At 40.2% G+C, this 12,738-nt stretch carries 14 protein-coding genes; 10 read left to right on the forward strand and 4 right to left on the reverse strand.

Translation table 11 applies throughout. The annotated features are described in order from the left end of the window. Window positions 1-170 precede the first annotated feature (170 nt). Window positions 171-302, reverse strand: coding sequence for a hypothetical protein (locus tag ACFEL9_RS11590; protein WP_385889878.1), 132 nt, complete (start codon window positions 300-302; stop codon window positions 171-173). Between the two features lie 438 nt (window positions 303-740). Here ACFEL9_RS11590 and ACFEL9_RS11595 point away from each other — a divergent pair, with 438 nt between their 5' ends. Together ACFEL9_RS11595 and ACFEL9_RS11600 are read left to right on the forward strand one after the other, a co-directional pair. Next, complete coding sequence (locus ACFEL9_RS11595) at window positions 741-1,748, forward strand: sensor histidine kinase (protein WP_385889881.1); 1,008 nt, start codon at window positions 741-743, stop codon at window positions 1,746-1,748. 45 nt (window positions 1,749-1,793) lie between these two features. Beyond that, window positions 1,794-2,552, forward strand: a complete 759-nt coding sequence (locus tag ACFEL9_RS11600; RefSeq protein ID WP_385889884.1) for a LytR/AlgR family response regulator transcription factor — start codon at window positions 1,794-1,796, stop codon at window positions 2,550-2,552. A gap of 80 nt (window positions 2,553-2,632) precedes the next feature. Here ACFEL9_RS11600 and ACFEL9_RS11605 read toward each other — a convergent pair whose 3' ends face one another. Further along, window positions 2,633-3,640 (reverse strand): LuxE/PaaK family acyltransferase, encoded by a 1,008-nt coding sequence (locus ACFEL9_RS11605; protein ID WP_385889887.1) that lies wholly within the window; start codon window positions 3,638-3,640, stop codon window positions 2,633-2,635. Between the two features lie 87 nt (window positions 3,641-3,727). On the opposite strand from ACFEL9_RS11605, the gene ACFEL9_RS11610 reads away from it, so the two are divergent. The 8 genes from ACFEL9_RS11610 (at window position 3,728) to ACFEL9_RS11645 (ending at window position 9,312) form a co-directional block, all read left to right on the forward strand. Then, complete coding sequence (locus tag ACFEL9_RS11610; RefSeq protein ID WP_385889889.1) at window positions 3,728-4,168, forward strand: hypothetical protein; 441 nt, start codon at window positions 3,728-3,730, stop codon at window positions 4,166-4,168. A gap of 6 nt (window positions 4,169-4,174) precedes the next feature. Further along, window positions 4,175-5,038, forward strand: a complete 864-nt coding sequence (locus tag ACFEL9_RS11615) for a UbiA prenyltransferase family protein (RefSeq protein ID WP_385889891.1) — start codon at window positions 4,175-4,177, stop codon at window positions 5,036-5,038. Window positions 5,039-5,155: 117 nt separating this feature from the next. After that, a complete protein-coding gene (locus ACFEL9_RS11620) occupies window positions 5,156-5,431 on the forward strand; it encodes a hypothetical protein (RefSeq protein WP_385889893.1) in 276 nt (91 codons plus the stop codon). Between the two features lie 58 nt (window positions 5,432-5,489). Next, on the forward strand, window positions 5,490-6,299 hold the full coding sequence (locus ACFEL9_RS11625) for a 5'-nucleotidase, lipoprotein e(P4) family (RefSeq protein WP_385889896.1): 810 nt from the start codon (window positions 5,490-5,492) through the stop codon (window positions 6,297-6,299). 134 nt (window positions 6,300-6,433) lie between these two features. Continuing rightward, on the forward strand, window positions 6,434-7,249 hold the full coding sequence (locus ACFEL9_RS11630; RefSeq protein WP_385889898.1) for a DUF2452 domain-containing protein: 816 nt from the start codon (window positions 6,434-6,436) through the stop codon (window positions 7,247-7,249). Between the two features lie 54 nt (window positions 7,250-7,303). Then, on the forward strand, window positions 7,304-7,723 hold the full coding sequence (locus tag ACFEL9_RS11635) for an SET domain-containing protein (RefSeq protein ID WP_385889900.1): 420 nt from the start codon (window positions 7,304-7,306) through the stop codon (window positions 7,721-7,723). Window positions 7,724-7,831: 108 nt separating this feature from the next. Beyond that, window positions 7,832-8,551 (forward strand): pyridoxine 5'-phosphate synthase, encoded by a 720-nt coding sequence (locus ACFEL9_RS11640; RefSeq protein WP_385889903.1) that lies wholly within the window; start codon window positions 7,832-7,834, stop codon window positions 8,549-8,551. Between the two features lie 215 nt (window positions 8,552-8,766). Then, a complete protein-coding gene (locus ACFEL9_RS11645) occupies window positions 8,767-9,312 on the forward strand; it encodes a hypothetical protein (protein ID WP_385889905.1) in 546 nt (181 codons plus the stop codon). Window positions 9,313-9,429: 117 nt separating this feature from the next. On the opposite strand, the gene ACFEL9_RS11650 is transcribed toward ACFEL9_RS11645, so the two are convergent. Then, window positions 9,430-11,019: a hypothetical protein gene (locus tag ACFEL9_RS11650; RefSeq protein WP_385889908.1), complete on the reverse strand. Its 1,590-nt coding sequence runs from the start codon at window positions 11,017-11,019 to the stop codon at window positions 9,430-9,432. A gap of 28 nt (window positions 11,020-11,047) precedes the next feature. Next, complete coding sequence (locus tag ACFEL9_RS11655) at window positions 11,048-12,508, reverse strand: M48 family metallopeptidase (protein ID WP_385889911.1); 1,461 nt, start codon at window positions 12,506-12,508, stop codon at window positions 11,048-11,050. Window positions 12,509-12,738: the final 230 nt, after the last annotated feature.

The following is a 12,738-nucleotide window of genomic DNA, read 5'->3' on the forward strand; positions in this document are numbered from 1 at the left end:
GATTGTTGTTTCAGTGTCCGGGCAGAATGTTTCTAAAGCATGAATAATCGAATTTGAAGCAGTATATCCTTATACTAAAAACAAATCTGAACAATGAAAAAGCATCCTTAAAACCCTGCTGATTAGCGCTATCAATGAAATACAAAATCTAAAGCAGGATAATTCCTCACTTAATCGGAGTGTTGGCAGCCATCTGTTGTGACACGGGTATTGGCAACCGGGTTGCCTTTTTCATCGATTACTTTCCTGTAATAGTTCGCTGCGCAAACAACGACAATACGGACAATAGAAATACCAGGCACAGGGATAATTTTCTGATACGCAATTGTTGTTTTTGGAATAATTTTTCAATAAGGCAAATCATGATAGTTATTGCCAATAAGCAGTTATTTGTTACTAAAGCATGAATAAAAAAAACTTAAACAATAATAAACATGTATGGAATCGTTTTATACCGGGCAATGAAAATTTCTGGCTGAAGACGTTATAATATTTTGTACGCTGAAAATTGTTTAGTGAACCGGGAAGATTACAAGCTGATTTATCGAAAACAAATGACAGGTCTATATTTTTAGTAGAGTTTATTTACCACTTGTAATGAAAATCGTCCATGAAACCATTTTTATACTTAGTTAACAGTCAGTCATAATAGTTTTATGGCTGATTAATCGTTTTAACAGGACACATGAGAAAAACAGAGAAAACAACTGGTTTACCACTAAACCGTAACCGCTGCTTTTATGATCAAGGATTTGATTCTCAAGATTGTTTTTATTCCACTGCTGGGGATATTCCTTCCCCTTGTCTCCGGCATCGTCACTTATAACCGCTACTCGCCTTTTGAATTATTTGTCGCTAACTTATTTTTCATACTTACCTCTTTCCTGATATGGATGGGTTGTAACTGGATACACGTCAAACTACGACCCCTGTACAGGCCTATTGCCAACCCATTTTCAAAGATTGCTGCCGTTTGTTTTGTTTCGGCTGTATATGGCGCCTGTACCGGCGGACTCTCCACATTGATATGGCTGAAAGTATCCGGTGAACCGTTTAACCCGACCAATATTTACAAATTCATTGCACTTTGTGTAGCCGCTGTTATCATTTTTACCCTCGTTTATGAAATACTTTTTTTAAGCAAGGAAAGAGAATTGGACACCAAGATTGTGGATCAGTTGGACAAAGAACTTTCGCAAGCCGAATTGCAGGCGTTGACAAATGAAATGGACCCGCACTTTATTTTTAATTCACTCAACACATTGAATCACCTGATCATGAACGAACCCCAGCAAGCTTATTTGTTTAACAACAAGCTGGCCCAGGTCTATAAATATTTTTTGATCAACAAGAATAAAGAACTGATATCACTTAAGGAAGAGCTTGACTTCATCGAAAGTTATTTTTACCTGCTCCAAATAAGGCATGACAATAAACTTCAACTACAAACCGACATAGATGAAAAGAAAACCGGGGTGATGCTTCCCCCTTGTTCTATACAGATCCTGGTGGAAAATGCGATCAAGCATAATGAATTTTCCGAAGAAAAACCGCTGCTGATAAAAGTATCCGTAAACGACTATTACCTGCAGGTGAGCAATAATATTAAGCCAAAACTGTATGCGGTTAATTCTACCGGTATCGGTTTAAAAAATCTTAGTTCACGTTACAAACTGTTATTTCAAAAAGACATTACCATAGCAACAACCCGCGAAAACTTTATTGTAAAACTACCACTGATCACATAACCCGCCTTTGCATCGCTTCGGCGGGCAGGCCCAAAACCATTTACCATGTTAAACGCTGTAATTATCGAGGACGAAAGACCGGCATTGGAAAACCTTATTACAAATTTATCATTGCTCGCCGACGATATTAAAATAACTGCCCGTCTCGGAAGTGTCCGTGAGAGTATTGAATACCTTTCGCAAAAACCTGTTGTTGACCTGATATTTAGCGATGTGCAACTCAGCGACGGGCTTTCATTTGAAATCTTTAGCCAGGGCAACATCCGCACACCCGTAATCTTCATCACCGGGTATGATGAATTTATGATGAATGCTTTTGACTATAACGGAATAGACTATCTGCTGAAGCCGGTGGATAAAGAAGACCTGAGAAAAGCGCTAACAAAATACAGGATGCTGGAAAAACACTTCACCGATCATCATTCTCTCAACAGCCTGTTGCAATATGTTGGCGAACACAAAAAGAAAAGAATACTGGTTAAAAAAGGAATGGAAAATATTTCGTTACGCCTTGATGATGTCGTTTTGTTCTATACAGAAAATAAAATTGTATATGTAGTCGACCGATGGGGGAAAAAATACATCGCGGACAAAAATCTTGGCGAAATGGAAAACGAGCTGGATGAAAATGTTTTCTTCCGCGCCAACCGCCAGTATATTATCAATATCAATTTTATCCGGGGATTCAAGGCCTATGAAAAAGTAAAATTGATCGTGGACCTTACCCTACCCGATTTAAATCATTGTGTAATCGTCAGCCAGGAAATGGCGCCACAGTTCAGGGAGTGGATGCATAATGCCTGAGAAAGAAGTTGGAAGTCAGAGGTCGGAAGTTGGATGATACCCTTATCAAAAATCATACTTCTGACTTCTGACATCATCTCTCACACTACCATTAAACTACAACCTCTCAGGTCACTGTTATCCATCCGGCCGATTACTTCAAAACTGCCGTCGGAAAAGAGTCGGCCTGCATCATCGGTAGCGATAAAGCTGCACGAATATATATTCGCCAGGTCGATAATATTAATAGCGCCACTCGCCTTTCCGTTATTTGCATTTTTAATGTCAAAGGGATCTTCATCGTCCCTGACCACAATCTTCATCCACGGAGGGCATTTAAAAATACCGTTGCCATCGGAATATGCCTGTGATAAAAGCTCTGTCATTCCATATTCAGAATGAATGACTGGTACATCAAACGAACTTTTTAAAACCGAATGAACTTCCTGCCTGATCATTTCTTTCCGGCGACCTTTCATGCCGCCGGTTTCCATGATGACCGTGTATTCGAAAAGACCCGGAATTTTCGATGATGCATATTTTTCGGCAAAGTCTAACAAGCCGAAGGTCACTCCCATCAACAATGTTTTTTGCTGTTGATTTTTTAATTCTTTCAATACAGATACCAGTTTATCATATTCATCTAGGTAAAAACCGCCATGCGGATGACCTGACAGCTGAATTAATTCATGCACCATAAAGACAAGTGATGAGTTGTTCCGTTCAAGATAGGAGGGCAACAACCCGAGGATACACCACTCTTTTACAGGCCCATAGAAAAGTTCGAACCCACGGGTAAAGCTTTCCTTATATAAACTCATGTCGTTTATCAAATGCCGGCTATTGATACTGCCCGTAGTGCCACTGCTTTCAAAAATAACCGCCGGTTCAAACTGCGTTGTTTTTATTGCATGTGATTTGAAAAACCGGATCGGCAGAAAGGGGATTTCTTCGATAGACTGTATATCGCCGGAATCTTCACGGACCATATCCACATATTGCCGATAGATTTCATTGTTGGCATACTGAAATTGAAAAATCTCCAGGGCAAGTTTGTCAAAACCGGCCGCTGTGACACTCAAAACTTTATCTTTCCATTGACAGCGCATAGTCCACAGATTACTGCAAAAGATATTATATTTGTTTACGATCAGGATTCAGGCCTTTGTGACCGAATAATTATAAAAAACTTACGGATGAAAGCGTTACCCGCCATTTTTGTTTCCTCGCTGATCATACTATTAATAGCATGCGGCAAAGATAAGTTTGAAACCAAGCCCAAGCTTGAAATAAAAGATTATAATACCCGTGAGCTGTTTCCCAGTCAAACTTTGACGATACGTATAAACTATTTTGATAAAGAAGGTGATTTAGGAGAGGCGCCTGTCATCGGAATTTTAAAACGACTGAACCTTTTACCCCTCGGACCTGATCAGGATAAAGTTGACACGTTCCGCACCTCCCTGCCTGAATTTCCTGATAAAGGCAATGGAGAAATTAGTTTTAGTCTTCCCTATGATTTTTTAAAAGAAAGTACCGTAGAAAATGACACGCTTATCTTTCGGTTCGCCGTTACAGACCGGGCCGGCAATAGCAGCGATACCATTACCAGTGACCAGGTAGTGATCCATTTGTAATACCTGATGCAGTTATTAAAGAAGTTATTTCTCTCCTTTATTTATAGCAACCTGTTCATTGCTTGCTGTGCAGTGCTAATGGTATTTCAAACCTGCGAGCTTTTATTGAATGAGAGTCCCGCTATCTATTTTGTTTTATTTGTATTTTTTGCTACTATCACCAGTTATAGCTTTCATTGGTATTTAACGCCGGTGCTGAATACGTCACCTGTTGCCAGAGAAAAATGGCTATTAGCAAACAGAAATGTTCATGCTGCTCTTTTTATTATTGGCATTGCCGGCTCCGTTATTACCGGCATTTTCCTGCTGGATCATTGGCAATGGTTGCTTCTCTCTGCATTTATCACCTTCTTGTACTCTGCACCTAAAATTCCTCATCCCTATTTTAGAATACTGCGAAAAGCAGCCTTAGGCAAAACGATCTTTTTAGCCCTGGTATGGATGTATGTGACTACGATGCTGCCGCTGATCATTAGTGATCATCCCTGGAAAACCAGTTTTACCCTTTTCTCTATAAGCCGATTTTTCCTCATATATGCCATCTGCATTCTGTTTGACTACCGCGACAGGGATTACGACCGAAAGGTTGGGATCCGCAGCCTGATAACCTGGTTAAACGACAAAGGAATAACGCTCCTTTTTTATGGGTCACTTATAGTTTTTGCCTGGTCCACGGTATGGATGATTCATTATGGTTTTTCTTTATTGGTTGTGGTTCTTATACTGGTACCCGGTGCTATAACCGGCCTATTGTTTCGGCATGCAAAGCGCAATTTCTCCGATTTACTCTATTATTTTATCCTGGATGGCCTTATGGCATTGTCAGCTCTGTTAACTGGTCTTTTACTGCTCAAACATTCAAAATATTAATAATGCTGTTGACGGATCATTTCACCATTCTTCTTTTTTCTTTTTTGTGAACAAATTATTTATCTGTTATCATTCTTAGCACAGAAATTGTTGATGGTTGTGTTACATTAATCAATTATGCAGATACATTTCACCAAAGTGGTTCATTTTACCCGTTTGATAAAGGCTGGCGGCAGGCTCAGAGAGTTTAATTTCAGGAAATTGCGCCAACTTGAAGAGGAAATTTTTTCAGTAGATACTGTTGATGACCGGGGCAACCGGATTCTTTTTTATATGCGTAAAGACGGCAATTCAAACTGGAGTATTACACCCCAGCCTTTGCCTACCTGGGTCACAGAAAATGAGACAAAGCTCAGGGAGCAGATCGAGGATGAATTGCAACAGCATCATTGAGTTGACCCTTTCCTGCTAAACCGCATTTATTATATTGCAATAAATAAATGCCTGGTTTATGAAAGGTTATATTTCCTTTTTTTTAATAATAACTTTAGCCGCATGTTCGACTTCCAAAAAAGCTGCGGTTATTACTTCTTCTTCTACCCTCGTAGCTGATGGGAAATTGTGGTCTTCCCTTTTCCAACAAAGAGCTGCAGAGTACAGGGCCTTGTGCTTACAAGCTTATAACATTGCCCGTGTTCGGGTCGATGAATTATTCCCACTTCCGACAACGAAACCAAAAGCAATCGTTACAGATATTGATGAAACTTTTTTGGACAATAGCCCTTACGCTGTTCACCGGGCGTTACAGGGGCTGGACTATACTATGGATACATGGATGCAATGGACTGCAAAAGGAAATGCGGACACCCTGACTGGCGCCCTCTCCTTTTTCAACTATGCCGCATCTAAAAACTTTGAAATATTCTATATCACCAATCGTGAAGAAAAAGAAAGAGATGGAACATTACAAAACCTGAAAAAATTCAACTTCCCTTTTGCAGACAATACCCACCTCATCTTACGTCAAAATACGTCCAGCAAAGAGTTAAGAAGACAGCAAGTTTCAACCACGCATGAAATAGTTTTGCTGTTGGGTGACAACCTTGCTGACTTTAGTAGTTTGTTCGATAAAAAATCAGAAACTGAACGAGGACAATACGTACAACAGCTCGCAGCCGAATTTGGCAAAAAATTTATCGTGCTGCCGAATGCAAATTATGGTGGTTGGGAGGAAGCCATTTATAACAACTCTTACAACTGGACCGCAGCGCAAAAAGATTCGTTGATCAGAACAAAACTTAAGGGTTACCAGCGAATTTAGTTTTAGTTTCCTCTTGTATACTTTCTTTTTTGAACCGGCGAATATTCTTTTTTTAATTGCCCGGAAAATAAAATCTTTGCTCCGCCAGATAAACGTCTGACACTATTCAACTATCAACTGTCATTTTACTATCAATGGTTCAAGCCTACAATTTTTTAGCTGCCTGGCAGTTGTTCCCCGAAAAAAGTATTTATGAAATGGGGGAAAGACCCAAAAGCGGCATCTATAAAATCGAATCGCCGGAGGCCCGCCCGGATGACCCGGTCGGACGGGGAAAAAAGGAACTAACTATTTATCATAATTGGGTGACCCTGGAAAACCAGGCACTGTCGGCCCAATATCATGTCATTGCTGATGGAGAATTGAATCCCTTTACACCGCATGACCTGGCCGACCAGGCGCAGGTGAACTTTATTGATAGCATCAGCTTTGAAATTCATTTTTATAAAAAAGGAGAAGTTGTTTTACATATTGTGCATGAGATAATGCCGAATGGCTACCTGAAAATTATACAACAGGGAACAAGGGAGGATGGAACACCGTATACCAATACCGAACAATATCACAAGCAACTTAGCGTACTTCCCTACTCTGCATCGGTTGCAGGGGCTGTAATCAAGGCAAACGAGGAGGGCCTGATTAAACACAAGGCGCTTACCGCCATGGAAGAGCAAACGAATATGCAATTACAGCAAATCCGGAAACAGATTGAGTTGCTGGCTTTACAGGCACAGGAGATCCAGAAAAGAAAGGAATTATCGTTGATGATCTACAGCGCTAAATTGTCCTTTAAACCCAACATAGGCCAGGTATACTATTTATATGAAAAAAATGATGGCAGCCATATGCTGTCCCTGGTTTCACCTAAAGAATGGGGAGCTGGCGGACCTTTTAAAAAATTTGTTGCCGGTGTGAAACTGTTGGCTGATCACACATGGATGGAGTTGTGAAGGGAGGTTTAATAAGTTTAAAAGGTTTAAGGTTTAATAGTTTAAAGTTGTTTAATGAATAAAGATTTGAATTATCCGTTGCAGGTTAGCAAAAGCAGGATTGCCGGTAAAGGCGCTTTTGCCTTGAAGGCTATTCCGGCAAAAAAGAAACTCGGCAATATGGGCGGCGAGATCATTTCTTATAAAGAAGCCCAAAAAAGAGTGAAGACCCAACCAGACAATGTGTTGTTTATGGTGGAATTCGATCATGAAGATATTGCCCTTGACGCCAGCATCAATAGCAATGAATTAAGATATATCAATCATTCCTGCGATCCTAACACTTACATGCGCCGGGCTTATCGTAAGGTTGAATTCTACACTCTTCGCCCCGTAAAGAGAGGCGAAGAGCTCACTTGTGATTATGGGGAAACACATCATGATGGCAAGTTGCCTTGCAAATGCGGAGCAAACAATTGCAGAGGTTATATTTAATCAAAGTTTAAAGAACTCACATTTTATAGAAAGCTTAAATAAGCATGGCTCATATCCTGATGGTTTGCCCTTAGGGAAGAAATCCGGGGGCGGCCTTATCTTTGAAGCATGACTAAACTCTCTGTAAACATCAATAAAATCGCCACCCTGCGTAATTCAAGAGGTGGCAATAACCCCGATGTGGTTAAAGCAGCCGTTGATGTGCAAACTTTCGGGGCAGATGGTGTCACCGTACATCCCCGCCCCGATGAAAGACATATCCGGTACAATGATGTACGGGATATAAAAAAGATTATCACTACTGAATTTAATATTGAAGGCAATTGCACAGAGCAGAAATTTGTTGACCTGGTGCTGGAAACAAAACCCGACCAGGTAACATTGGTCCCTGACACATTAGGTCAGCTCACTTCAGATCATGGCTGGAATACAATTAAACACAAAGATTATCTGCAAGACATCATCGGGGTATTCAGGAATGCCGGCATTCGTGTTTCCATTTTTGTTGACCCCATTATAGAAATGGTAGAAGGCGCCGCGGCAACGGGCACCGACCGGATCGAACTATATACAGAAGGGTATGCCAGGAATTTCGCAAAGGGAAACCGGCAACTCGCCATAGCTCCATACCTGTCAGCGGCCATAAAGGCGAAGGAACTTGGCCTGGGTTTAAATGCCGGCCATGACCTGGATTTGCAAAACCTGCAGTTCTTTAAAGAAAATATTCCATGGCTGGATGAAGTGAGCATCGGTCATGCATTGATCTGCGACGCTATTTATCTGGGGTTAGAAAATACGATACAGTTATATAAAAGACAGCTATTGTAAACTGCTCAAAGGTTTTTTTATTAAAATTTCCTTGTATGAAATCCCATAAAATTATCAAGTGCTGGCTATTAATTTTCCTCCTGCCCCTTACTCTATTTTCGTGCAGGAAACGCCTCCTGTCATGCAAGGAAAATTGTACAGAGCTGATCTTTTCGGGACGGATTGTTAATAAAGTAACCAATGACCCGATAAGTAACCTGGACATAAACACTACTTTGAATACGAATGGATTTTGCCTGCTGTGTTCTTCAGCTAAAATAAGCTCCGGGAAGTCGGGACAAGATGGAAGATTCAATTTTAAAGCAAGTATTGATTCCTCCCTTTTAAAAAAAAATCACATTACTGCATCCGTAAAGGTTCCTGCGAATTATATTTTATATCCTAAAGCTGTTGGCCCGGGTATTGTTAATAACCCTGAGTACGCAAGCCATCTTTTTTATGCAATAGATCCAATTAGCATGTCAAACATGTCCTTTGAGCTATATCCAAAGACATTATTAAAGGTAAACTTACATAGAACGACACCGATATCTCCACAAAAATCTCTTAGCCTTGAATTTAAATTTGACAACAAGACTTTAGTTTGGGGCCTGCATGAGACAGATTCTAACGCAGATACAAGTCTTACTATTTATACTTCAGCAAACATTCCCACCAAAATAATTTCCAGAAAGTATTTTACACCAACCAATATAATTTCCAACACCGATTCTATAACCTGTACTCCCAATGCGACAAATAGTATATCTATTGATTATTAAAGGAAGGGATAAGTAGCTCTGAAACCGCATACGACCGCCAATTTTCAACATACTGTTCTTTATAAAAAACGGCGTATCAATTAAGATACACCGTTTCATTCAACTTCTTATTAAACTTTACAAGGCTTCTATCGACAATCTTGTTGATTTTTCTTTTCTGTTATACTCATACACCATAATATGGCCTTCTTTCGCAGGACCGATATTTGTTACAACCCCATCCGCCTTATGTGGTATTGTTCTGTCTATCTTTTTTTCGTTGACGTTATAAATGGTGATCTCTTTAGGATTGTCGAGGATCAGGAAATTGTTCTTCGAGTCGCTTCCTTTTAAACTGTAGCCGTTTGAAAAATAATCGGAAAGTCTATACCCAAATATGGCTTTCCCTATGATAAATCTTGACTTCTTCAGCTCTATTTCATCGTTGACAGACACTTTGCCATCATGCGCCTGTTTAAGTACCACTGCGTCCTCCATTCTGACCTTCCTGGTTCCGGCTGTCAGGAAGAAAAAAGGCAATACGATCGTAGGGCTGGTAATCACCGAACCGGCGATATTTCCCCATTTAGGTTTACGCACCATCGATACGCCTGAAAAATAAAAATTACCATTGTTATCTCTTGTTGCCATATTAAACACAGGCAACGATTTATTCCTCGAAAGCCTTCCGGAAGAAGTCATGTGCCCGGCCAGCTCACTGTTTTTCCAGTAAGAAAAGGATTTCTTAATATCACTTTTACCACTACCTGTAATCGTTATGGAATAAACTCCCTTGAAAGGCCCTTTACTCATAAAACTGTTATAAGTATCGTAACGCTCTGAATTGTCTTTTCGCAGGATCATACCAGCTATATAAGGCCTGTTACTCATAGGATCATTGCCAATATCCAATACATTCAGGTTAAGTCCATTTGCATCCTGCAAACTGATTTCCTGTGCCGGGCTATTTTTCTCCAGGCCCATTACTTTCAGCGTGAAATGGCCATCGTTTTTATACTTTTTGCCTAACAAACTGATGCTTTCAGGTGAAGTGAGCAGGTAACATTTTTCCTCTTTTGCCAAATCCTTTTGCCACTTTTCTTTTCCTTCATTATCAAATACTGTTATTTTATTATTGTTGACCTCTTTGTCCCGGAAGAATAATACAAACCCTTTTCCCGGTATATTCCGGATAATCGGATCCTGTTTAAAATTTACAGGCGCAACCACCCGCTCATTTTTTTGACCGCCCAGGGCCCAATTGGCCCTGATCTCCGGATCCACCCTGTATTGATGCTCATTCACCACTTTGCCTGAAAGATCCATGAATTTGACAACAACCTTTGTAGCATCTGCATCTTTGATAGCGGAATTGGCCTGTCTTTGATTTTTAAACCCACGGCTCAACAACTTATTTTTTACAAACACCATCGAGAGCAAATCGTTTTCAAAAGCCACTCCCTTCATAGTGACACTTTCGTCTTTAAAATTGACAATACCAATATCGTTGAGATTCTCATCCATAATCGTCAGCTTATAGTTGAAACTGTCTTCCGAAATTTTTTCCAATTGTGTGAGAAGCGTATACCCAACCAGGCCCTGGTCCTGTAAAACCGGGCGAAACTCAGATTTTATTTCATCGCTTACTTCTTTAAATACCCGGGATTGGGCCATTGACATTACTACTGAACCCAGCATTGCTGATGCTAGGAAGATAAACTTTCTCATTGCGTTTTATTAATTATTAGTGATGGTCTTAATTTTTACTAAGGGTGTTAAAAAGTTCCTGATAGGGATTATCAGCAGATGAGCCAAATGCCTGTTTGCTGATCTGTTCAATTCTTTTCTTATTTGGCATTGTCTCTCTATCGAGTAATTGCAGGGCCAGGTACAATTCCTTCTCGTATTGTTGAAGTGAGCGGCTAAAATTATGTTGCTGAAAAGTGATACAATTTTTTTCCAGCGATGCCCGGTTCATCTTTGTCAATAAGGTCTGTAATTCATAATACGTGGTTGCCACGTATTCCTTTTGCCTGCTGCCTGCAACGTTGAAGCGGCGCAGGTCTTTATCAGCATAATTGAGTGAAGAGAAAACAGCCCCGGCCATTAAATCATACCATGGGTCAGTATTTCCTTTTTCTTTTTCCTGGAATATGGAGTATAAAGCGGGAGTCAATTCCAGTGTTGCTATCTTATTCCAAAGCGTTATTTTCCGGCCAAACTCTTTCAAGTTACCGGGAATTTCCGTTAAAGAAAGGTTGGCATCAGATTGCGTTTTGGTTTTTTCATAACGCAGGACGCAATCCGGGTGTGTTTTAAGCGAATCCTCTTCTGCCAATGAGGTGTCTTTGAATTGATAGTTCCTGGACGAAAGCCCTTTCGACTGTTTTAGCCAGCTGTCATCAAAACCAAGCTTATACTGTTCAAAAAAATACTTCACCGGTTGCAGTAATGGTTGCTGACTAACGCCCTTCACACTATCCAGCCGCAGAAAGAAGCGGGCATCAAAACCAATTTTCGAATTTTTCAAAAGAGCAATAGCAAGTGAATCGGCGCTTGTTTCTTTATACCTGCTGTGGCGGCTTCTGTTGACCGAATAGCCGATAAATATTTTTTTAAGGCGTGACAGGCGTTCATATTTGGAGTCCAATACGGCATTCAGCGATTCCTGGTATTCATCCGAGCTGAGTCGTGCTGCGGTTTCTTTCAATGAGTTTTCGGAATGCCGGAGTATGTTATGAGCCAGTTCATGTGCAATAATCAGGGCCAACTCCTCACGGGATTGAACAAACAGAAAAAGACCGAGGTTTATAACAACAATATTATTCCCTAACGCATAAGCATTGACAACATCCGACCTGTCGAGTAACACCAAAGGGGTTTCTTTAAATAACGTTGGATTATGTTTTTTAAGCGTCAGCGCTATTTGGCCCAGGTAGTCAACAATATCTTTTTGGTAAACAAAATTATTGTCGACAAAACCACTAATAATCGACTTTCGGACTTCCTCACTAAGCTCGATATACTTTTTTTGTGCTTTTTTATCTGTAAATGCGGCGGCATCCGGCTTTGCCTTTTTTAATGCACTTTGTTGCTCCGCATAGTAGCTTCCACTTAATTCATTATAGCGATAAGGCAGGTTTCCCTGGCCGGCAACCGGCAAATTTGAAACAATGAGTGTTAGTAGTAATGGTAGGTATACAATAAGTTTTCTCACAACAGGGCTTGAAGAGCGTAAATATAGTCTGGGAACAGTTTATCTAAAAGCTTTTAGGGATATTTTTACGAATATGTTCAAACCATAAAAGCCTGCCATTCCACGAAAGTGCCGCTCTTGCTTTTATAGGTTATACTTTTTTATCATTTTCTTATAAAATAGCCAACCATACGACTTTACAGGTGTTTATAAATATGGTAGTTTTGTAGACTAACTGCCCAAAACCTGTG

It is taken from the genome of Terrimonas alba (assembly GCF_042434975.1).
Classification (GTDB): domain Bacteria; phylum Bacteroidota; class Bacteroidia; order Chitinophagales; family Chitinophagaceae; genus Terrimonas_B; species Terrimonas_B alba.

Bases quoted from the DNA above. Each gene is read 5' to 3' on its own strand.
- ACFEL9_RS11595 (WP_385889881.1), top strand. From the start codon at position 741: ATGATCAAGGATTTGATTCTCAAGATTGTTTTTATTCCACTGCTGGGG.
- ACFEL9_RS11600 (WP_385889884.1), top strand. From the start codon at position 1,794: ATGTTAAACGCTGTAATTATCGAGGACGAAAGACCGGCATTGGAAAAC.
- ACFEL9_RS11605 (WP_385889887.1), bottom strand. From the start codon at position 3,640: ATGCGCTGTCAATGGAAAGATAAAGTTTTGAGTGTCACAGCGGCCGGT.
- ACFEL9_RS11610 (WP_385889889.1), top strand. From the start codon at position 3,728: ATGAAAGCGTTACCCGCCATTTTTGTTTCCTCGCTGATCATACTATTA.
- ACFEL9_RS11615 (WP_385889891.1), top strand. From the start codon at position 4,175: ATGCAGTTATTAAAGAAGTTATTTCTCTCCTTTATTTATAGCAACCTG.
- ACFEL9_RS11620 (WP_385889893.1), top strand. From the start codon at position 5,156: ATGCAGATACATTTCACCAAAGTGGTTCATTTTACCCGTTTGATAAAG.
- ACFEL9_RS11625 (WP_385889896.1), top strand. From the start codon at position 5,490: ATGAAAGGTTATATTTCCTTTTTTTTAATAATAACTTTAGCCGCATGT.
- ACFEL9_RS11630 (WP_385889898.1), top strand. From the start codon at position 6,434: ATGGTTCAAGCCTACAATTTTTTAGCTGCCTGGCAGTTGTTCCCCGAA.
- ACFEL9_RS11635 (WP_385889900.1), top strand. From the start codon at position 7,304: ATGAATAAAGATTTGAATTATCCGTTGCAGGTTAGCAAAAGCAGGATT.
- ACFEL9_RS11640 (WP_385889903.1), top strand. From the start codon at position 7,832: ATGACTAAACTCTCTGTAAACATCAATAAAATCGCCACCCTGCGTAAT.
- ACFEL9_RS11650 (WP_385889908.1), bottom strand. From the start codon at position 11,019: ATGAGAAAGTTTATCTTCCTAGCATCAGCAATGCTGGGTTCAGTAGTA.